We start from the raw sequence: 20971 nt of genomic DNA, 5'->3' as shown, positions 1-20971 counted from the left end.
CTCACAGATGAGGGTAGACCGATCGGCGAAGCAGGCACAACAGTCGCCCGGAACGAACCGGCGCGTCTACTCCCGCGACGACTGTTCCCGCAACCGGGCCAAGGTTTTCGTGAGAATCCGCGACACGTGCATCTGCGAGATCCCCATCTGCTGGGCGATCTGCGTCTGGGTCATCGACTCGAAAAACCGCATCGTCAGAATCCGGCGCTCCCGCTCCGGCAGGCCCGCCAGCAGCGGCCGGATCGCCACATACTCCTCGACCCGGTCGAACTGCGCTTCTTCCTCGCCGAGCGTATCCAGCAGCGAGGCATCGGTATCCCGGCCCACCGACGCCGCATCGATGGAGGTCGGCTGGTAGGCGTTGCCCGCGATCACCGCCTGTGTCACCTCGTCGGGATCGACATCGAGTTCGGCCGCGATCTCCTTGGCCGTCGGCGACCGGCCCAGCGACTGCGACAGCGCATCCACCGCCGCCCCGATCCGCAGATGGGTTTCCTTCACCCGGCGCGGCACCCGCATCGCCCAGGTGTTGTCCCGGAAATACCGGCGCACCTCGCCCATGATCGTCGGCACCGCGAACGACAGGAAATTCGAACCGCGCGACACATCGAAACGATCCACCGCGTGCACCAGCCCCACCCGGGCCACCTGGGTCAGATCGTCGAACGGTTCCCCGCGGCCACTGAACTTGCGGGCGATATGGTCGGCCAGCGGAATGCAACGGCCGATCAGTTCGTTACGGAGCGCGGTATGCCGGGCAGAGTCCGGTTCCGCGGCCGCCAACTGGGTGAACAAGCCCGCGACATCGTCGTACCCGCCGACCTGGCCCGAATCCGCCAGTTCCGCCTCCGTATCGGCATCGGCCTCTGCGGCCTGGGCTGCCGCTGTCGCCGGGGCGGTGGCACCGTCCCGGCCCGGATCGCCCTCCGGTCCATGGGTACCGGGCGGGCCGGCCGGAGGGTCGAGCGGCTTGTCCTGTTCGGTCACGCTTTCCCCCGGACCCGACGGAACTCGACCGCTGTCGGATATCCGGAAACCTGCTGGTCGAAGGACTCTTGCCGGGCGTCCACCGCATCGGTAAGGGTACGCAGTACATGCCAGCCGAAACTCCGTGAATCGGGCAGTCCCTCCCGCGCCGCGATCCCGGCGACCCGCACCCGCAGATCGGTCTCGCCGATGGTGAACACGCAGTGCAGGCTGGTATCGGGGGCTGCCAGGCCGATCAGCGTCGAACACGCCTCGTCCACCGCGAGCCGGATATCGGCGACCTCGTCCAAGGTGAAATCGCTGAGCAGGACCAGAGTTTCGGCGAGACCGCGCACGATCGGTAGCTGTGTCACCGACGCCGCCACTCGAATCTCCACCGGGGAGCCGTGAATCCCCTCTTCCGCCGAAGTATTGATCACTCTGGCAGGTTACTGGGTTTCCGGCGTGCGCGGGCTTCGGCCCCCTCGGCATCGGAGAATTCGCAGCCGGCCGCCTGCCCGGCAATGCGGTCGGGCGCATTCGGTGGCTTTGCCGATCCGCACTAGACTGCGCCGCGTGACTGCGTCCGAGCCCACCTTCACCCGTCCGGCGGCCCCGATGATCGCCCCGTCCATCCTGTCCGCGGATTTCGCGCGGCTGGCCGATGAGGCCGAGGCGGTGGCGAGTGCCGACTGGCTACACGTCGATGTGATGGACGCGCATTTCGTGCCCAACCTGACGCTGGGTCTGCCGGTCGTGCAGAGCCTGCTGAAGGCCACCGATATCCCGCTGGACTGTCACTTGATGATCGAGGACCCGGCCCGGTGGGCGCCGCCGTACGCGGAGGCGGGCGCCTACAATGTGACGTTCCACGCCGAAGCGACCTACGATCCGGTGGGCGTGGCGCGGGATATCCGGGCAGCGGGCGCAAAGGCCGGGTTGTCGGTGAAGCCGAATACACCGATCGAGCCCTACCTCGAGATTCTCCGCGACTTCGACACGCTGCTGGTGATGAGTGTCGAGCCGGGTTTCGGGGGGCAGTCGTTCATTCCCTCGGTACTGGAGAAGGCGAAGGCTGTGCGGCGGCTCGTCGACTCGGGCGATCTGCGGCTGGTGGTGGAGATCGACGGCGGGATCAACGCCGACACCATCGAGCAGGCCGCGGAAGCCGGAATCGACTGCTTCGTCGCGGGCTCGGCCATATACAACACTGCCGATCCGGGCGCGACCGTGGAGAAACTGCGCAGCCAGGCGGCAGCGGCCCGGTCGCCGCACCACGCCGCGCACTGAGGCCCGCGCCGGCCGGTGCCCTGCGGTCTGGTCCGGCCGGTGTTGCGATGCATGCCGGCGCCCGCCGCTGCGCCCGCGTCGATCCGGCGCGCTGATGCCGCCCCTACTTCGGTAGCCACAACCGATCCGGCGGTGTCACCGCTACTACGCCCGCTGCTGCCCGGCCGCGCCACGGCCCAGGTCGCGGCATATTCGGGAAGCTGATGGATCCCGAGGCGCCGATCCCGAGGCGGCAGCCGCAGGCTCGGCGGGGCCGGTTCCCCGTACGCGATCGGCGATTCGGGGGTAGTCGCTCACATCCGGTGAGCGACTACCGGGAGAGTTCGTCAGCCGCTGCGCGGTGATCGTTCGTATATATCGATTGTGGTGGATGCTCGTCGAGCTACTTCGTGGTGGCCGCCCGTAATCAGCGGTGGTGGCCGCTTGCGCAGACCGCGTCGATCACGGCACGCTGCGGGGGGCGCTTGCCGGAGGTATCCGGCCCGGCGATCCAGACTCGGTAGCCGCTGGTTTCGTCCTCGGCCGAGGGCAGCACGATCTGACTACCGGTACCCGCGACCGTGGTGTAGCGGCGGAACAGTTCGGCAGCGGCGGTGGCGGGGAAGTCGTCGTGCCGGGTGGGGCCGGTGAGGAACGTCCAGCGGCCGGCCCGGGGGTGGGCGAAGACCGGGCCGGCCGAGCCGGCGGCCCGGAGCCGGTGCAGTACCGGTTCGCCGAATTCGGTGGGCATGGTCACCGCGCCGTAGGCGGCGCCGATATGTAACAGGATGCGGTGCGATACCGGGTCGACGACGGCGGGCAGCAGATCTCGCTCCCGGTATCGCCGGCAGTGTCGTTCCAGGGCGGACTCGGTGAATGTGGTCATGGCGGGTTGGGCTTCCTCGAGTGATGGACGTGCCTGGCGGGGGCGCGGTCGTCCGGCGGATCCGTGCGGTTCTGCTACCGCGGGGTCGGATGCCCGGCCGGCGCTGTCGCCGGGGCAGGGGGCACCGGACCGCCGGTTCGCGGCCGGATATTCCGGCCGGAGCCCGGTGATCCGATCCAGTTGTTCGTGAAGGCTTGTGGCGCACGGTCTTCCGCGGCGGTGGCCGTCATCACCGAACATCGGGCCCGTCCGCGCCGCGGGGTGGTCGAGGGCGGTGGGCCGATCACCTCACCATATTGCGTCGTCCGGTGTGAGCGCGCAAATCGAGGAACATTTCGGGTTTCGATGCGGTCTCGTCCGGGCAAAGATGGGGGCTGCCGAATCGGTCCGGACCATGTATCTGCTCGTCGCAGCGTTGTCCGGTGCTGCCGGGAAGAATGTGACAGTGGTCATCCGACCGCAAAATTTCCGGCCGGAGCTGAGTGGTGCGACGCCCCCGGTTGGCCGGGAGCGGGCGGCGTTCCGGCGAATGGGCAGCCGTGGTCGGCCGGTGCGGGCGCCAACTAGTCTGGTCGTGGACGGCGAACTGGGAATATTCGGTACCGCTGACGCCGTTCCGTAGGCGGAACACCGATGCGAACGGGAGAAGTCATGTTCACAGGCATTGTCGAGGAGTTGGGTGAGATCGTCGCCTGCGAACAGTTAACCGACGCGGCCCGGTTGACCATCCGTGGCAAACTGGTCACCTCCGATGCCGGGCACGGCGATTCCATTGCGGTCAACGGGGTGTGCCTGACCGTGGTCGATGTCATCGACGATGTCTTCACCGTCGATGTGATGGGCGAAACGCTGCGCCGGTCGAGTATCGGCGGCCTCGCCCCCGGCGCGCAGGTCAACCTCGAGCGGGCCGCCGCTGTCAACAGCCGCCTCGGTGGTCATATCGTGCAGGGGCATGTGGACGGCACCGGAACGGTCCTGACCCGCACCCCCGGAGAGAACTGGGAGGTAGTCCGGATCTCGCTGCCCGACGCGATCGCCAAGTACGTCGTGGAGAAGGGCTCCATCACGGTGAACGGTATCTCGCTGACCGTATCCGGGCTGGGCCGCTCCGACACACCGGCCGCCGACGGAGCCCGCGACTGGTTCGAGGTCTCCCTCATTCCCACCACCCTGAGCCTGACCGATCTCGGCGCCGCCGCTGCCGGGACCGTGGTGAACCTGGAAGTCGATGTGATCGCGAAGTATGTCGAGCGCCTCCATCAGCGTGGTTGATACCTCCGGCCGCGCCCGGACGGGCCGGACCGACCCAGTAGTGTGATCAGCGACCAACCGAGATGGAGCATTGCAGACGTGACCAGGTTCGACAGCATCGAGCGCGCCGTCGCCGATATCGCGGCCGGTAAACCGGTCGTCGTGGTCGACGACGAGGACCGGGAGAACGAGGGCGACCTCATCTTCGCCGCGGAGAAGGCCACCCCGGAACTCGTGGCGTTCATGATCCGGTACACCTCGGGGTACATCTGCGTACCGCTCACCGGTGACGATTGCGACCGTCTCGGCCTGCCGCCGATGTACGCGGTTAACCAGGACAAGCACGGGACCGCCTACACCGTCTCCGTCGATGCCAGGGAAGGTGTGACGACCGGAATCTCCGGTGCCGATCGCGCCACCACCATCCGGCTGCTCGCCGACGGCGACGCGAAACCCAACGATTTCACCCGGCCGGGGCATGTAGTACCGCTGCGGGCCAAGGACGGCGGGGTGCTGCGGCGGCCCGGCCATACCGAGGCCGCGGTGGATCTGGCCCGGATGGCGGGGCTGCGCCCGGCGGGGGTGATCTGCGAGATCGTCAGCCAGAAGGAGGACGGGCATATGGCCCGCACCGACGAGCTGCGCGTTTTCGCCGACGAGCACGAACTGGCATTGATCTCCATCGCGGAGATGATCTCGTGGCGCCGTAAACACGAAAAGCATGTCGTGCGGGTGGCGCAGGCGCGGATCCCGACCCTGCACGGTGAGTTCACCGCGGTCGGCTACCAGAGCATCTACGACGATGTCGAACATGTGGCGCTGGTGCGCGGCGATATCGGCGACGGCGAGGATGTCCTGGTCCGGGTGCATTCGGAATGCCTCACCGGCGATGTCTTCGGTTCGCTGCGCTGCGACTGCGGCCCGCAACTGGACGCGGCCCTGGAAATGGTGGCCGCCGAAGGACGCGGCGTGGTGTTGTACATGCGCGGGCACGAGGGCCGGGGTATCGGCCTGATGCACAAACTGCAGGCCTATCAGCTGCAGGATTCCGGGCACGATACCGTCGATGCCAATATCGAACTCGGGCTGCCGGCCGATGCCCGGGATTACGGGACCGGCGCACAGATCCTGGTCGATCTGGGGCTGCGGTCGATGCGCCTGCTCACGAACAACCCGGCGAAACGGGTCGGGCTCGACGGTTACGGGCTGCGGATCACCGAACGCGTACCGATGCCCGTGCGGGCCAACGCCGAGAATCTTCGTTATCTGCGCACCAAACGCGACCGGATGGGCCACGACCTGGTCGGCCTGGACGATTTGGATCTGGGGGAGACCGCGCAATGACAATAGCCGGATCGAAAGGCGGAAACCGATGAGCGGCACCGGTGTACCGGAGTTCGCGCTGGCCGATGCGCAGGGCTTGCGGCTGGCGATTGTCGCCTCGCGCTGGCACACCGAGATCTGCGACACCCTGGTGGCCAACGCCGAACGCGTGGCCGCGGACGCGGGTGTCCGGCATACCACCGTCGCCCGCTGCGCGGGTGCGATGGAACTGCCGGTACTCGCGCAGGAGCTGGCCCGCACCCATGACGCGGTGGTGGCCCTCGGGGTGGTGATCCGCGGCGACACCCCGCATTTCGAATACGTCTGCGATGCGGTGACCGCCGGGTTGACCCGGGTCTCGCTGGACGAGAGCACCCCCGTCGCGAACGGTGTGCTCACCACCAACAACGAGCAGCAGGCGCTGGACCGGGCCGGGTTGCCCGATTCGGTGGAGAACAAGGGCGAGCAGGCGGCCGCGGCCGCGCTGGATGCCGCCTTGACCCTGCGCGGGCTGCGCGCGGCGGGCTGAGCGATGCCGGTGGTGCGGATACTGCGGCGCGGTGCGAACCTCGCGCCGGAGCGGTCATCCGAATGGGAGTTCGAGGTGCGCCCGCGTAAAGCCCGTCGCACCGCGGTGATCGTGGCCGCCTGTCTGGTAGTGGTCTTCGTCCTGCTCGGGGTGTTCCTGCGGGTGGATTACACCGGTGTGAACTTCCGGGTGGTGGATCAGTTCGCGATGGCGGGTATCGGTATCTTCGGCGCCATCGCCGTCCTACTGCTCACCAGGCCACGCGTACGTGCCGGGGAACGCGGTGTCGTAGTCCGCAATGTGCTGGGCGACAACGAATTCGAATGGAAGCATATTCGTGGTGTGTCCTTCCCGGACCGTAAGGCGTGGGCCCGGCTGGAGCTGGTGAACGACGACTACGTGCCGATGCTGGCCATCCGCTCCAACGACGGTGAGCGCGCCGCGGCTGCTCTCGACCGGCTACGCGAACTCGGTGCGAAGTACACCGGCGACGCCTGATCCTGCCTCCGGCCGATGCCCGCGGTCGGGGCAGGCCCGCACTCTGGCGTCGATAATCGTGTCGATATTTTGGGCATGCTGTTGATGGCGATTTTCTGCTGAGATATTTGATCGGGACCGAGTGTCCGCTTATGTCGTTGCCAACGTCGAAGTACTCGACGAGGAGACAGGCATGGCCTACCGCCGTGGCCCAGCGGTCGATTCTCAGCCACGGCGGTCGCTACCTGGTCGCGGGACCGACACCCGAGCCCGTGGAAGGTACCTGGGACGCGCCCGGGATCTTGGTCGTCGAATTTTCCGATGCTCAGTGGGCGAGCTTGAGTCCGACCACTCCCGAGATGATCATCGTCAGGAAGACGAGTTTTCCGATCGTGACCGGTTCTTCCCCGGTGGCCATGGCATAGGCCACGGTGAGCACCGCGCCGATACCCACCCACACCGAATACGCGGTACCTACCGGCAGATCACGCATCGCATAGGCGAGACCGCCCATACTGGCGATGAGCGCGACGGCGAACAATACGGTCGGGGGCCATTTGGAGAAACCCTCGGTTTTGCCCAGGGCAGTGGCCCAGACCGCTTCGAGTGCACCGGATACCACGAGAACAATCCATGACAACGCCATGACGACCTCCGTGGGTCGTCTTGTCGCACGCCGGGTACGACCCTCTCGTCCGGAAGCCCGCTGCGTCGGGGCTCTGCGACCAAAATCGCACAACCGCGTGCAGAGGGCAACCTTTTCGCTGCGTTCGGCGAGGCACCTCACAATCGCGCGGCCCGGACCTGAAGAGCGCGGAGGCGGTCCGCGGGTGTGGTGCCCCGTATCAGCGGGTGTCGCCCAGAACCTCGCCTTCGCGCCGCGGATCGGCGCCGCCGATCCAGTGGTTCTCGCCGTCGCGGCTCAGGACACTGAGCCCGCTCGTCTGCGGAGCCACCGATACCTGGTGGCCCCGCTCGCGCAGGGCGGTGACGAGTGGGTCGTGGGCGCCGTCGGCACGCGTATCGATCGCGGGATGCTCGCCACCGACGCCGGTGAGCGGAGTGTTCGCGGCGCCGAACGATACCGCGGAAACCGCCTGCTGCGGGTCCAGGCCCCAATCCAGCATGCCCACCAGCGTTTTCACCACGAACTGGATGATCACCGAGCCGCCCGGCGAGCCGACCACATGGGTGAGGGTGCCGGGCCCGGAGCCGGGACCCGGCTCGAAGACCAGGGTCGGGCTCATGGAGCTGCGCGGGCGTTTACCCGGTTCCACCCGGTTCGCCACCGGGGCGCCGGCGGCATCGCGCGGGTCGGCCGAGAAATCGGTGAGCTGGTTGTTCAGCAGGAACCCGCCGACCATATGGAATGAGCCGAACGCCGATTCCACGGTGGTGGTCATGGCCGCGGCATTGCCGTAGGAATCGACCACCGAAATATGGCTGGTGCCGTGCTCGGGGGTCTGTGGGCCGGTGCCCAGGGTGGTGGGGCCGAAGTCGCCGGGCCGGGCGGTGCCCATGCTGTGGTCCGGATCGATGAGTCCCGCCCGTTCCCGCAGATACTCCGGGTCGACCAGGGTTTCCGGGGAATTTCCCGGCGGCGGAACATAGTCCGGGTCGGCGATGTACTTGTCGCGGTCGGCGTAGGCCAGTCGCTCGGCCTCCGCGATCAGGTGGACCGCCTCGGCGCGCGGAACGCCGCCGTTGCGGTCGACCCGCTGCGGCGGCAGCGCCGGGATATCGAAGTTCTCCAGGATGCCGAGCGTGGCCGCGACGGTGCTGCCACCGGACGAGGGCCCCGGCATCCCGCAGACCTCGTGCGCCCGGTAGCCGGTGCACAGCGGTGTTCGTTGCACCGCCCGGTAGCCGGCCAGATCCGCCGCCGTGAGCGCGCCGGGAGTACGGCCGCCGGTGCTCGCCGCGGTGGCGGCGACGATATCCTGCGCGATGGGACCGGTGTAGAACGCGTCCGCGCCTTCGGTGGCCAAGGTGGTGAGGGTTTTCGACAGCGCCGGGTTGGTGAGTACGGCCCCGGCGGGTTTGGGCGAACCGTCCGGTTCGAGGAAGTATTCGGCGGCCGCCGGATCGCGGGCCAGTTCGGGCGCGGATTCGGCGATCTGGGCGGCCAGCCGGGGACTGATCTCGAAACCCTGGTCGGCCAGGGCGACGGCAGGGTCGAACAGTTCGCGCCAGGCGGTGTGGCCGTGCTCGGCGTGCACCATCCCGAGCATGCGCACGACACCCGGAACCCCGATGGAGCGCCCACTGGCGCGGGCATCCGGCCGCGGTTCGGTGCGGTCGCTTTCGCTGATCCAGCGCAGATAGTTCTCCGTCGCGGCGGCCGGCGCGGTCTCTCGCCCGTCGTAGGCCTGCACCGTTTCGTTCTCCGCGTTGTAATACAGCAGGAAAGCGCCGCCGCCGAGCCCGGAGGCCTGCGGTTCGGTGATCCCCAGCACGGTCTGGGCCGTGATCAGCGCATCCGCCGCGGTGCCACCGGCGCGCAGGACCTCGCAGGCCGCGCGAGTGGCATGCGAGTTGGCGGTGGATACGGCGTAACCGGTGGTGCGCACGGCAGTCATATCCGACCGGTAGCCGGAGGCGATCTCCGGGTTGGTCGCGAGATCACGGGACGTCGGCGCCGCCGAGCCGGTTCCGGGGGCGGCGGTGACGGCGGTGCCGTTGGGTATCGGACTACACGGGCCCGTGGTATCGGTCTCGCCGGTGCATCCACTCAGGGATGCGGCCACGAGTAGACCGGTAATGGTCAGTGCGTACCGAATCCGTTGTACCGGGCGCATATTCCGCACTGTAGCCGTCCGGTGCGACACATGGAGGCCGAACCACGGAGCGCATCGTGCCGCTGCGCGCCGATGCTCCGAGCGTCGTCCTCGATCGCCCGGCGGAGCCACGCCGATTCGCGGGCCGTAGGCGAACAGTTCGACCGGTGGACCGATGTACGGATCCTCCGGCTCCCGGATGCACCCGGCATGGGCGATGCTGCAGCCCGGCAACAGTTCCCCGCTGGGCTGTCGGCAGGGGCCGGTCGAGCGGGCGTCACTGCGATATTGCGGGGCCCGGTCCGGACAGTGCACGCCGGAACAACGGCGACGCGTGGGCCGAGGGGGTTCGCCGCGTTCGCGGATGGCGCGCGATCCTCGGCCGGAGTCGTGAGCCGGTTCCCGACCGGCGGTGAACTCTGTCCGAGCTCGCTACTAACCTTGGACCCGTGGCAGATCCCGCGACGTACCGGCCGCAGCCGGGCAGTATTCCGCTCGAACCCGGTGTCTACAAATTCCGTGACTCCTACGGGCAGGTCATCTACGTCGGCAAGGCGAAAAGTCTGCGTAATCGGCTCAACTCGTATTTCGCCGATGTGGCCGCATTGCATCCGCGTACGCGGCAGATGGTCACCAGCGCCGCAAGTGTGGAATGGACCGTGGTTTCCACCGAGGTGGAAGCGCTGCAGCTGGAATACAACTGGATCAAAGAATTCGATCCGCGTTTCAACGTCCGCTACCGCGACGACAAATCCTATCCCGTGCTGGCCGTCACCCTGAACGAGGAATATCCGCGGCTTTTCGTTTACCGTGGTGCGCGGAAAAAAGGGGTTCGCTATTTCGGGCCCTACGCCCACGCATGGGCTATCCGGGAAACTCTCGACCTGCTGCTCCGGGTCTTTCCGGCCCGCACCTGCTCGGCCGGGGTTTTCAAACGGCACGGGCAGATCGGCCGGCCGTGTCTGCTCGGTTATATCGATAAATGCTCGGCACCGTGCGTGGGCCGGGTATCGGCCGATGAGCACCGCCATATCGTCGACGATTTCTGTGATTTCCTGGCCGGGCGTACCGACCGGATGGTCAAGGAATTGGAGCGCCGGATGCACTCCGCATCCGAGGATCTCGATTTCGAGACCGCGGCCCGGCTCCGCGACGATGTGCAGGCTCTGCGCCGGGCGCTGGAAAAGCAGGCCGTGGTACTCGGCGACGGCACCGACGCCGATGTGATCGCGTTCGCCGGCGACGATCTGGAGGTCGCGGTACAGGTCTTCCATGTGCGCGACGGCCGGGTGCGCGGTCAGCGCGGCTGGGTGGTGGACAAATCCGGCGACGCGGCCGATACCCCGGAACAGGGCGGCGAGCTCGCCGCGCTGGTGGAACAGTTCCTCACCCAGTTCTACGGTGAGCAGGCCGCGGTCGCCGCGCAGACCGCCGGGGATCAGCCGGCCGCGGTGGTCCCGCGGGAGGTCCTGGTGCCGGAACTACCCGCTGATGTCGACGAGGTACAGCGGTGGCTGTCGCAGCTGCGGGGCGGTGCCGTACGCGTCCGGGTTCCCCAGCGCGGCGACAAGAAGGCCCTCGCCGATACCGTCGCCCGCAACGCCACGGAGGCACTCGCCCAGCACAAACTTCGCCGGGCCGGCGATCTGACGTCGCGTTCGGTGGCGCTGCAGGATATCCAGGACGCCCTCGACCTCGATACCGCGCCGCTGCGGATCGAATGCGTCGATATCAGTCATGTCCAGGGCACCGATGTGGTGGCATCGCTGGTGGTGTTCGAGGACGGTCTGCCCAAGAAATCCGACTACCGGCACTACGCGATCCGGGAGGCCGCGGGCGGGGGCCGGTCCGACGATGTAGCCAGTATCGCCGAGGTGACCCGCCGCCGGTTCCTGCGGCTGCGCCGGGAGCGCGACGCCACCGAACAGGCCGATCTCGCCGGTACCGCGGACGTACCGGAATTCGTGACCGTGCCCGGATCCGGCGACCTCGCGGATGAGGAGATCACCACCCGTCCCGGGATCGATCCGAAAACCGGCCGCCCCCGCAAGTTCGCCTATCCGCCGAATCTGTACGTCGTCGACGGGGGTGCGCCGCAGGTCGCGGCCGCGGCCGAGGTACTCGACGAACTCGGTATCACCGATGTCGCGGTGGTGGGTCTGGCCAAACGGCTCGAGGAGGTCTGGGTGCCGGGCGAACCGGACCCGGTGGTCCTGCCGCGCACGAGTGAGGCGCTGTACCTGCTGCAACGCGTGCGTGACGAAGCCCACCGCTTCGCCATCACCTTCCACCGCAGTAAACGATCCCGGCGGATGACCGCCTCCGCACTCGATTCGGTGCGCGGGCTCGGCGCGGCCCGCCGTACCGCGCTGGTCACGCATTTCGGTTCGGTGGCGCGGCTCAAGGAGGCGACCGTGGAGGAGATCATCGAGGTACCCGGCATCGGCCGGGCCACCGCGGAGGCGGTGCTGGCGGCTCTGCACGACCGATAGCCTCCGGCGCGGCGCACGGCGCAACAGCGCGGTGACCGGCGCCGGTCACGTACGTTTGTTCCTGCGCCCCCGCGGCCGTGTTCCTGCGCTCCGGGGCAGGAGCCGGGCGCACGCGCTACAGCAGGGTGACCGAAACGCATTCCCGAACACAGATCCGGGTGGTACATGACTCGCGTCGAATCGAACAGCAGTACGAAAGTGGTGCCGGGCGGGGGACCGGTTTCGGGGACCCCCGTCGAGGTCGTGATGGTGACCGGGCTGTCCGGAGCCGGGCGGGGGACAGCCGCGCGGGTTCTGGAGGATCTCGGCTGGTACGTCACCGACAACCTGCCGCCGGAACTGATCGGGCGGATGGTCGAACTCGGCGCTTCCGCGGACCCGCCCATCCGGCGTCTGGCGATCGTGATGGATGTGCGCAGTCGTTTCTTCACCGGCGATCTCCCGGCGGTAACCGAACAGCTACGCGCCCGCGGCGTGCCCACCCGGATCCTTTTCCTGGAAGCCTCCGACGATGTGCTGATCCGCAGGTTCGGGTTCGCCCGGCGCCGCCACCCATTGCAGAACGACAGCGCCGACGGGACCCTGTCGGCCGGTATCGCCGCCGAACGGGTCCGGCTCGCCGGGGTGAAGGCCGCCGCCGATGTGGTCATCGACACCACGGAACTGTCGATCCACCAGTTGCATCGCAAACTGGAGGAGGTCTACGGCGGCGGCACGCCCGCCGCGCTGCAGCTGACCGTGCAATCGTTCGGATTCAAGTACGGTGTCCCGCTGGACGCGGACATGGTGCTCGATGTGCGTTTCCTGCCCAACCCGCACTGGGTACCAGAACTTCGGCAGCACACCGGTCAGGAAGCGGTGGTCAGTGACTACGTGCTGTCGCGTCCGGGAGCCGAGGACTATCTGCGGACCTGCGAGCACCTGATCGAGCTGACCACCCAGGGTTACCGCCAAGAGGGGAAGCGATACATGACCGTCGCAGTGGGCTGTACCGGCGGCAGACATCGCAGTGTCGCGATCGCCGAGGCCCTCGGTCAGCTGGCCGGCCGCACTCTCGACAGCGACGCGGACGGTGCCGTCGATACGGTGCGGGTACTGCACCGGGATCTGGGGCGTGAATGACCGGCCCCGCATCCCGCCGCGGTCCCGCGGTCGTCGCCCTCGGCGGCGGACACGGTCTATACGCCACTCTGTCGGCGGTGCGCCGGTTCACCCGGCGGATCAGCGCGGTGGTCACCGTCGCCGACGACGGCGGCTCTTCCGGTCGCCTGCGGCGCGAACTCGGGGTCCCGCCGCCCGGCGACCTGCGGATGGCCCTGGCCGCGCTGGCCGCCGATGCCGACGGCGTCCTCACCCGGACCGTGCAGCACCGGTTCGGTGGTACCGGTGCACTCGCCGGGCATTCGGTCGGCAATCTGCTGCTGGCCGGTCTCACCGAGGTGCTGGGTGATCCGGTGGCCGCTCTCGACAAGGTCGGGGAACTGCTCGGTATCACCGGGCGGGTGCTGCCCATGTCGACCCTCCCGCTGGATATCGAGGCCGACGTCTCGGGGTTGGAAGCCGATCCGCGGGTGAGTCGCTGTATCCGCGGTCAGGTCGCCGTGGCCACCACACCCGGCAAGGTGCGCCGGGTGCGTCTGCTGCCCGCCGACCCGCCCGCCTGCGCCGAGGCCACCGCCGCCATCGAACGAGCGGACGCGGTGATATTGGGACCGGGCTCCTGGTTCACCAGTGTTATCCCGCATCTGCTGGTGCCCGGTCTGCGCGACGCGCTGGTTCACACCCGGGCGCGTAAGGTACTGATCCTGAACCTGGTCGCGCAGCCCGGTGAGACGGCGGGTTTCTCCGCCGAACGTCATCTGCATGTATTGTCCCAGCACGCACCGGATTTCGCGGTCGACGAGGTTCTGGTCGATTCCGGTTGCGTGCCGGAGGGACGCGAGCGCGAACATGTGGCCAGAGCGGCCGGGCAACTGCGGGCACGAGTAGTCTTTTCCGATGTCGCCGACGCGGGAACGGCCCGGCACGATGCCGGAAAGCTCGCCGCCGCACTGGATCAACTGATCCACGAGCCCCGTCCGGCGTTGCCGGGGCTTCGAGTCGAGGGACGGCACATGGGTCAGGATGTGCGGTCCGGGTTGGGTGGAAAGGAGCACGTCTCGTGGCGATGACAGCCGAAGTGAAAGACGAGCTGAGCCGGCTCGCCGTAACACAGGTGAGTGCGCGTAAAGCCGAACTGTCCGCCCTGCTGCGTTTCGCCGGCGGTCTGCATATCGTCGGCGGGCGGGTGATCGTCGAAGCCGAAGTCGATATGGGGTCCATCGCGCGGCGGCTGCGGCGGGAGATCTTCGAACTCTACGGATACGGGTCGGATGTGCATGTGCTCAGTGCCGGTGGCCTGCGCAAATCCTCCCGTTACGTGGTCCGGGTCGCGAAAGAGGGCGAAGCTCTCGCGCGGCAGACCGGACTGCTGGATGTCCGCGGCCGGCCGGTGCGCGGGCTGCCCGCCCAGGTCGTCGGCGGCAGTGTCGCCGATGCCGAGGCCGCGTGGCGCGGCGCCTTCCTGGCCCACGGCTCGCTCACCGAACCCGGCCGCTCCTCCGCGCTCGAGGTGAGCTGCCCGGGGCCGGAGGCGGCGTTGGCGCTGGTGGGCGCCGCGCGGCGGCTGGGAATCTCGGCGAAGGCGCGGGAGGTGCGTGGCACCGACCGGGTCGTGGTCCGCGACGGTGAGGCGATCGGGGCACTGCTCACCCGGATGGGCGCGCAGGACACCCGGCTCACCTGGGAGGAACGCCGGATGCGGCGCGAGGTCCGCGCCACCGCCAACCGGCTCGCCAACTTCGACGACGCAAATCTGCGGCGTTCGGCACGGGCCGCGGTGGCGGCGGCGGCCCGGGTCGAGCGGGCGCTGGAACTGCTCGGCGAGGACGTCCCGGACCATCTGGCGGCGGCGGGGAAGCTGCGCGTCGAACACCGGCAGGCATCCCTCGAGGAACTCGGCCAGCTCGCCGACCCGCCGATGACCAAGGACGCCGTGGCCGGACGGATCCGGCGACTGCTGTCCATGGCCGATAGGCGGGCGAAGGAACTCGGTGTGCCCGATACCGAATCCGCGGTCACAGCCGAGCTGCTCGACGACGCCTGAGCCGTCTACATCCCGACGGTGACCGGGACGCGATGTGGTGGTGCCGGCCTGGCTCCACCACACGGCACGCAGGCGGCGCCCCGTATCGGCTCCAGCACCGCGTGTCCATCGCGATCGGCTCCGCTCCCATGGAGCCGGGGTAGTGCGCGTCGGCTGTCAGCGCGACGGCTCGGCGCGCGATCGCAACGGTGACCAGCGAGGTCGTCTTCGGACTGTGCCTACCTCCACCGGGAAGGCCGAGGTAGGCACCGCTTCGCCGAGCTGCAGGTACGAGTGCCGATATGCGGTCCGGGAACAGCGCAGATGGTCCGGCTTTGCCGGATCACACTCCTGTGGTGGGGTGCGGCCGGCACACGACCGGGCCGGGGGAGTGTCGCACCGGGCTCGGGGGCTGCAGCCCGCTCGGAGTTTATTGCTTTCTTCTGAGCACCCGCCGCCGCCGGGCGGCGCAGAACCGGAGCGGTTCGGCCGGTCCACGCGGATTGTTCCGCGCTCGACTTGGTCGAAGTGCTCGTGGCGCAGCGTTCCGGCGCCTCCGACTCGGCTCGGCCCCCGGTTGCCGACACCCGGCCGGGGCAGCAGCCAAGGGCGTGGGATGTCCGGCCGCCCCGCCGTGGCGGGTGCTCGGCCGGGTTCCCGGTGCGCTGACCGTCGTCCTGCACCGTCCTCGGCTATTGCCGAGACCGATCCGCGGCCGCACGGTATCGGCAAGTGCATGGGACTTCACCCGGGCGTGACGATGTCGAGGAATTCCGGGGCAGCCATCGCTATCGGCTCGCTCGCCGGGCAGGCGCTCGGCTGCCGAACGAACCGGAACAGTTACGGCTGCCGGAGCATGCACCAGGTCAGGGGGCCGCCCTCGGGGATGTTCACTTCTGCGGTCACGTGGAAACCGAGGTGTTCGTAGAACCGCACGTTCTCCGCGGTCGACGTTTCCAGGAACGCTGCGACCCCCTCGCGTTCGGCAGCGGCCAGGCCGGGCTCGATCACGGCGCGGCCGAGTCCGCTGCCCCGGCGGGCGGGGTCGACGCCCACGGTGCCGAGGAACCAGACGGGCTCGACCGGGCGGTGTGGATGCATCGCGGCCTCCGCCGCCGCGTGTGCCTCGGCGCGGTCGCCGGCCAGTTCGGTGAAGCGGGGCGCGAGCTCGATGAAGACTGCGCCGGCGTCGGTGGCAGGAGTGGTCCACACGGCGACCGCGTCACCGTCGTCGGCGACCCACACCCGGCCGTGGGGTAGTCCGATGCGGGTGAGGAAGAGTTCCTGGAACTCGGCCAGCCGGCGTTCGTGCTCGTCCGCGGCGATGGTGTGCCGGGTCCAGGGGTAGTCGGCGAAGGCCCGGGTGAGGCTTCTGGTGGCGCGGGGGATATCGGCGGAAGTGGCCGGACGGACGTGCGGCCCGGAATCGGTGCGAGGTGAACTGGACATCCCCACCATCCTGCGGTGCAGCGCCCGGAGTTGCCAGCGATATACGGAGCCGGTCGTGGTCGTATGCCCCCTGCGGGGTTGCGGATTCCGGCCGGAGCTGCGGTTGCCCGCCGGATCCGGCATCCCCCCGGCCCGACACGCGGAGGTAGCGCCCGGATGAGGTTCGGTCCTGCCCGGATAGCTGGTGCTCACGAACACCAGGGGTGTGTCGGAGAGAGGACCCGAAGGCATTAGTGTGGGTGGTGTCGGAATCATCCGCTTGACAGCTGAGGAGCGAGAAACGTGACTGTCCGGGTAGGTATCAACGGCTTCGGCCGTATCGGACGTAACTTCTTCCGGGCGGTGGAGGCGCAGAAAGCGCTCGGCACCACCGATATCGAGATCGTGGCGGTCAACGACCTCACCGACAACGCGACGCTGGCCACCCTGCTGAAATACGATTCGATCCTGGGCCGGCTGCCCAAGGATGTCTCGCTGGACGGCGAGGACACCATCGTGGTCGGCGATCAGCGCATCAAGGCGCTGGCGATCAAGGAAGGCCCGGCGGCCCTGCCGTGGGGCGATCTGGGCGTGGACGTCGTCGTCGAATCCACCGGTATCTTCACCGACGCCACCAAGGCGAAGGGCCATCTGGCTGCCGGCGCCAAGAAGGTCATCATCTCCGCGCCCGCCAAGGGCGAGGACATCACCATCGTGATGGGTGTCAACGACGACAAGTACGACGGCAGCCAGAACATCATCTCCAACGCGTCCTGCACCACCAACTGCCTGGGCCCGCTGGCGAAGGTGCTGAACGACGAGTTCGGCATCGTCAAGGGTCTGATGACCACCATCCACGCCTACACGCAGGACCAGAACCTGCAGGACGGCCCGCACAAGGATCTGCGTCGCGCCCGCGCCGCCGCGGTGAACATCGTGCCGACCAGCACCGGTGCGGCCAAGGCCATCGGCCTGGTGCTGCCCGAGCTCAACGGCAAGCTGGACGGCTACTCGCTGCGGGTCCCGATCCCCACCGGCTCGATCACCGACCTGACTGCCGACCTGGAGAAGAAGGCCACGGTCGACGAGATCAACGCCGCGTTCAAGGCCGCCGCGGAGGGCCCGCTGAAGGGCATCCTGAAGTACAGCGTCGACCCGATCGTTTCCAGCGATATCGTCACCGATCCGCATTCCTCGATCTACGACGCGCCGCTGACCAAGGTCATCGATGACCAGGTGAAGGTCTACTCCTGGTACGACAACGAGTGGGGCTACTCCAACCGTCTCGCCGACCTCATCGGCCTCGTCGGCAAGTCCCTCTAGGACCGGCGTGAGCATCAAAACTCTGGACGATCTCCTCGCCGAGGGCGTCGAGGGCCGCGGCGTACTGGTGCGTTCCGACCTCAACGTGCCCCTCGACAACGGCGAGATCACCGATCCGGGCCGGATCATCGCCTCGGTGCCGACCATCCGTGCCCTGGTGGAAGCCGGGGCGAAGGTGGTCGTCACCGCACATCTCGGCCGTCCGAAGGGCGCCCCGGACCCGGCGCTGTCCCTCGCTCCGGTGGCGACCCGCCTGGCCGCCGAACTGGGCCGCAATGTGCAGCTCGCCGGTGATGTGGTGGGCCAGGACGCGCTCGCGCGTTCCGAGGGCCTCACCGACGGCGATGTCCTGCTGCTGGAGAACATCCGCTTCGATCCGCGCGAAACCAGCAAGGACGACGCGGACCGCGCGAAACTGGCCGCCGCGTTGGTCGAATTGGTCGGCGACGACGGTGCGTTCGTCTCCGACGGTTTCGGCGTGGTGCATCGTAAGCAGGCCTCGGTCTACGACGTGGCGAAGCTGCTTCCGCATTACGCGGGCAGGCTCGTCGCGGCCGAGGCCGAGGTGCTGGCGAAGCTCACCGAATCCACCGACCGCCCGTACGCGGTGGTCCTCGGCGGGTCGAAGGTCTCGGACAAACTGGCCGTGATCGAGGCGCTGGCTCCCAAGGTCGACACCCTGGTCATCGGCGGCGGGATGTGCTTCACCTTCCTGGCCGCGGAGGGGCTTTCGGTCGGATCCTCGCTGCTGCAGGAGGAGATGATCGATACCTGCAAGCAGCTGCTGGACCGCTACGCCGACGTCATCCATCTGCCGCGCGATATCGTCGTCGCCGATGCCTTCGCCGCGGACGCGGAATCGAAGATCGTCCCGTGTCACGAAATCCCGGACGGTTGGATGGGCCTGGATATCGGCCCGGAATCGGTGCAGCGTTTCGCCGCACTGCTCACCGAGGCGCGCACGGTGTTCTGGAACGGCCCGATGGGCGTATTCGAGTTCGACAAGTTCGCGGCCGGTACCCGCGGCGTGGCCGAGGCGATCGCCACGGCCACCGGTAAGGGCGCGTTCACCGTTGTCGGTGGCGGCGATTCCGCGGCGGCCGTACGGGCGCTCGGTATCCCGGAGGGCGATTTCTCGCACATCTCCACCGGAGGCGGTGCCTCGCTGGAGTACCTGGAGGGTAAGACGCTGCCCGGCATCAGCGTGCTCGACGATGCGGAGGACGCGTAATGGCTCGGAAACCGCTGATCGCGGGCAACTGGAAGATGAACCTCAATCATCTCGAGGCCATCGCCCTGGTGCAGAAGATCGCGTTCGCACTGCCGGACAAGTACTTCGACAAGGTCGATGTCACGGTGATCCCGCCGTTCGTCGATATCCGCAGCGTGCAGACGCTGATCGAAGGCGACAAACTGCGGATCACCTACGGTGCGCAGGATGTGTCGGTACACGAATCCGGCGCCTACACCGGTGAGGTCAGCGCTGCCATGCTGGCCAAGCTGGGGTGTGGATTCGCGGTGGTCGGGCATTCCGAGCGCCGCCAGTACCACAACGAGGACGATGCCACGGTGCTCGCCAAGGCGAAGCAGGCGCTGAAGCACGGGATCACTCCGATCGTCTGCATCGGTGAGGGACTGAACGTTCGCGAGGCGGGCACCCATGTCGAGTACAACCTCGAGCAGTTGCGGGGATCGCTGAAGGGGCTGAAGCCGGAGGAGATCGCGAAGGTCGTCATCGCCTACGAACCCGTCTGGGCGATCGGCACCGGGAAGGTCGCCACCCCGGCCGACGCGCAGGAGGTGTGCGGCGCCATCCGCGGTGAGCTCGCTCAACTGGCCGGACCGGAGGTCGCCGAGACCGTGCGGGTTCTCTACGGCGGTTCGGTGAACGCCAAGAATGTCGGTGAGCTCATCAAGCAGACCGATATCGACGGTGCCCTGGTCGGTGGCGCATCGCTCAAGGGCGACGAGTTCGCCACCCTGTCCGCGATTGCCGCGGGCGGACCACTGCCCTGAGTGGGTGAGTCCATCGGGGCCCGCCGGGTAGCTACCCGGCGGGCCCCGATGTTTTTCGGGCGCCCAGTGCCCGGAAACGAAGGCGACAGCGGCGACGAGGCCGATGACCGCGAAGGTGAGACGGTGCGGTGCCGGCCGGCGCGGAATGCGGTGGTAACGGTGACGCACAACCGGCTGCCGAGGCCCTGTCATGATCCCACTGCCCGGCAACGGAGGGCGCGGTGGGCGCATAGTGGACGGGTGAGCGATGATCGGCTGCTGGAACTACGTGGCACTTTGCAAGTGAGACGGCGTCATATCGTGCACTGCCCGCCGCGGTTGCTCGCCGGGACCGACGTCATCCGTTGCTTCGGCTTCGACGTCGAACAGCCGGTTCCGGTGCGCCGACGCAAGATTCCGGGCGGAACCGTCAAAATCGTGTTCGCGCTGGACGGCGTCTTCGACGGAGTGCGCAGGGACCCGGCGGCTCTGGTGGTGGGGATGCACGATCGCGGCTCGACGGTTACCTCGTCGGGGCGGATGCGCAGCGTGCAACTGCAACTGGACCCGCTGGTAGCGCGGCGGGTACTCGGTGTTCCCCTGCACGAACTGCGCAATACGGCAGTACCGTTGGATACCCTGATCGGACCGTCCGCGCGTTATCTCGCCGAACAGCTCGCGGAGTCCGCACGCTGGGAGGAGTCCTTCCGCCTGGTGGCCGATTTTCTGCGTGACCGCGACGCTCCGCGGTCGCCGGATCCCGCTGTCACGGCAGCGGTCCATCGGTTGCGGCGGGAGCACGGCACGGTGCCGGTGGCCGATCTGGTTGCCGAGTCCGGTTGGAGCCGCAGGCATTTCGGTCGGCGATTCGCCGATGAGGTCGGCCTGCCGGCTAGTGCCTATGCGGGACTGATGCGGTTTTCCGCGGTGCTCACCGGCCTGACCCAGCGGCCCGCGGCGGTGGCCGGTATCGCCGCCCGGTTCGGCTACTTCGATCAGTCGCATCTGATCCGGGACTTCCAACGGTTCGCCGGCACATCCCCGGGCCGGTTGCTCCGTGAAATGGTGGCCCATTCGTCCAATACGGGTCTCGCCGGCAACCTTTAGCGTGTGGCTACTGATCTCGGCTCA

20 protein-coding genes and 1 riboswitch are annotated in these 20971 nt (G+C 68.0%); of the genes, 14 read left to right on the top strand and 6 right to left on the bottom strand.

The annotated features are described in order from the left end of the window. Positions 1–66: 66 nt before the first annotated feature. Positions 67–840: an RNA polymerase sigma factor SigF gene (locus IU448_RS06005; RefSeq protein ID WP_195055060.1), complete on the bottom strand. Its 774-nt coding sequence runs from the start codon at positions 838–840 to the stop codon at positions 67–69. 143 nt (positions 841–983) lie between these two features. Further along, positions 984–1406, bottom strand: coding sequence for an ATP-binding protein (locus IU448_RS06000; protein ID WP_195054438.1), 423 nt, complete (start codon positions 1404–1406; stop codon positions 984–986). Between the two features lie 178 nt (positions 1407–1584). Between IU448_RS06000 and rpe the strand changes: the two genes are divergently transcribed. Further along, entirely contained in the window at positions 1585–2256 is a 672-nt protein-coding gene (gene rpe / locus IU448_RS05995) for a ribulose-phosphate 3-epimerase (RefSeq protein WP_195055059.1), read from the top strand. A 406-nt stretch (positions 2257–2662) separates the two neighbouring features. Here rpe and IU448_RS05990 read toward each other — a convergent pair whose 3' ends face one another. Then, positions 2663–3121, bottom strand: coding sequence for a hypothetical protein (locus tag IU448_RS05990; protein ID WP_195054437.1), 459 nt, complete (start codon positions 3119–3121; stop codon positions 2663–2665). Between the two features lie 651 nt (positions 3122–3772). On the opposite strand from IU448_RS05990, the gene IU448_RS05985 reads away from it, so the two are divergent. The 5 genes from IU448_RS05985 to IU448_RS29685 all read left to right on the top strand — a co-directional run bounded on the left by IU448_RS05985 (position 3773) and on the right by IU448_RS29685 (position 7126). Beyond that, entirely contained in the window at positions 3773–4393 is a 621-nt protein-coding gene (locus IU448_RS05985) for a riboflavin synthase (protein ID WP_195054436.1), read from the top strand. A 78-nt stretch (positions 4394–4471) separates the two neighbouring features. Then, complete coding sequence (locus IU448_RS05980) at positions 4472–5716, top strand: bifunctional 3,4-dihydroxy-2-butanone-4-phosphate synthase/GTP cyclohydrolase II (protein ID WP_195054435.1); 1245 nt, start codon at positions 4472–4474, stop codon at positions 5714–5716. A gap of 28 nt (positions 5717–5744) precedes the next feature. Continuing rightward, a complete protein-coding gene (gene ribH, locus IU448_RS05975) occupies positions 5745–6224 on the top strand; it encodes a 6,7-dimethyl-8-ribityllumazine synthase (RefSeq protein ID WP_062973999.1) in 480 nt (159 codons plus the stop codon). Between the two features lie 3 nt (positions 6225–6227). Further along, positions 6228–6722, top strand: a complete 495-nt coding sequence (locus IU448_RS05970) for a PH domain-containing protein (protein WP_195054434.1) — start codon at positions 6228–6230, stop codon at positions 6720–6722. A 131-nt stretch (positions 6723–6853) separates the two neighbouring features. Next, a complete protein-coding gene (locus IU448_RS29685) occupies positions 6854–7126 on the top strand; it encodes a DUF1330 domain-containing protein (protein ID WP_416382960.1) in 273 nt (90 codons plus the stop codon). Here the strand turns inward: IU448_RS29685 and IU448_RS05960 are convergent. Together IU448_RS05960 and IU448_RS05955 are read right to left on the bottom strand one after the other, a co-directional pair. After that, positions 7027–7341, bottom strand: a complete 315-nt coding sequence (locus IU448_RS05960; RefSeq protein WP_195055058.1) for a DMT family transporter — start codon at positions 7339–7341, stop codon at positions 7027–7029. The two genes, IU448_RS29685 and IU448_RS05960, sit on opposite strands and share 100 nt — an antisense overlap. A gap of 15 nt (positions 7342–7356) precedes the next feature. After that, positions 7357–7424: riboswitch (guanidine-III (ykkC-III) riboswitch) on the bottom strand. Between the two features lie 122 nt (positions 7425–7546). Further along, positions 7547–9499, bottom strand: coding sequence for a gamma-glutamyltransferase family protein (locus IU448_RS05955; RefSeq protein ID WP_195054433.1), 1953 nt, complete (start codon positions 9497–9499; stop codon positions 7547–7549). A gap of 428 nt (positions 9500–9927) precedes the next feature. Here IU448_RS05955 and uvrC point away from each other — a divergent pair, with 428 nt between their 5' ends. From uvrC to whiA, 4 genes are all read left to right on the top strand, one after another. Beyond that, positions 9928–11970 carry an excinuclease ABC subunit UvrC gene (gene uvrC, locus IU448_RS05950; RefSeq protein WP_195054432.1) on the top strand — a complete coding sequence of 681 codons (2043 nt, stop codon included), beginning with the start codon at positions 9928–9930 and terminating at the stop codon, positions 11968–11970. 246 nt (positions 11971–12216) lie between these two features. After that, the gene (gene rapZ, locus IU448_RS05945; protein WP_228812310.1) at positions 12217–13092 is read left to right on the top strand and encodes an RNase adapter RapZ; all 876 of its coding nucleotides are present in this window, start codon (positions 12217–12219) and stop codon (positions 13090–13092) included. Continuing rightward, complete coding sequence (locus tag IU448_RS05940) at positions 13089–14141, top strand: gluconeogenesis factor YvcK family protein (protein WP_195054430.1); 1053 nt, start codon at positions 13089–13091, stop codon at positions 14139–14141. Before rapZ ends, IU448_RS05940 begins: the two co-directional genes overlap by 4 nt. Beyond that, positions 14138–15115 carry a DNA-binding protein WhiA gene (gene whiA / locus IU448_RS05935; protein WP_174372421.1) on the top strand — a complete coding sequence of 326 codons (978 nt, stop codon included), beginning with the start codon at positions 14138–14140 and terminating at the stop codon, positions 15113–15115. Before IU448_RS05940 ends, whiA begins: the two co-directional genes overlap by 4 nt. A gap of 819 nt (positions 15116–15934) precedes the next feature. Here the strand turns inward: whiA and IU448_RS05930 are convergent. Next, positions 15935–16543, bottom strand: coding sequence for a GNAT family N-acetyltransferase (locus IU448_RS05930; RefSeq protein WP_228812035.1), 609 nt, complete (start codon positions 16541–16543; stop codon positions 15935–15937). Between the two features lie 282 nt (positions 16544–16825). Between IU448_RS05930 and gap the strand changes: the two genes are divergently transcribed. The 4 genes from gap to IU448_RS05910 all read left to right on the top strand — a co-directional run bounded on the left by gap (position 16826) and on the right by IU448_RS05910 (position 20947). Continuing rightward, positions 16826–17845, top strand: a complete 1020-nt coding sequence (gene gap, locus IU448_RS05925; RefSeq protein ID WP_195054428.1) for a type I glyceraldehyde-3-phosphate dehydrogenase — start codon at positions 16826–16828, stop codon at positions 17843–17845. A gap of 7 nt (positions 17846–17852) precedes the next feature. Beyond that, entirely contained in the window at positions 17853–19076 is a 1224-nt protein-coding gene (locus IU448_RS05920; RefSeq protein WP_195054427.1) for a phosphoglycerate kinase, read from the top strand. Further along, positions 19076–19861 carry a triose-phosphate isomerase gene (gene tpiA, locus IU448_RS05915; protein ID WP_195054426.1) on the top strand — a complete coding sequence of 262 codons (786 nt, stop codon included), beginning with the start codon at positions 19076–19078 and terminating at the stop codon, positions 19859–19861. The genes IU448_RS05920 and tpiA overlap by 1 nt, the downstream gene beginning before the upstream one ends. Before the next feature lie 240 nt (positions 19862–20101). Next, the gene (locus IU448_RS05910) at positions 20102–20947 is read left to right on the top strand and encodes a helix-turn-helix domain-containing protein (RefSeq protein WP_195054425.1); all 846 of its coding nucleotides are present in this window, start codon (positions 20102–20104) and stop codon (positions 20945–20947) included. The last annotated feature ends 24 nt before the right edge of the window (positions 20948–20971 follow it).

This window comes from Nocardia flavorosea, assembly GCF_015477805.1.
GTDB lineage: Bacteria > Actinomycetota > Actinomycetes > Mycobacteriales > Mycobacteriaceae > Nocardia > Nocardia flavorosea_A.
This window is presented reverse-complemented; position numbering and strand designations above follow the sequence as displayed.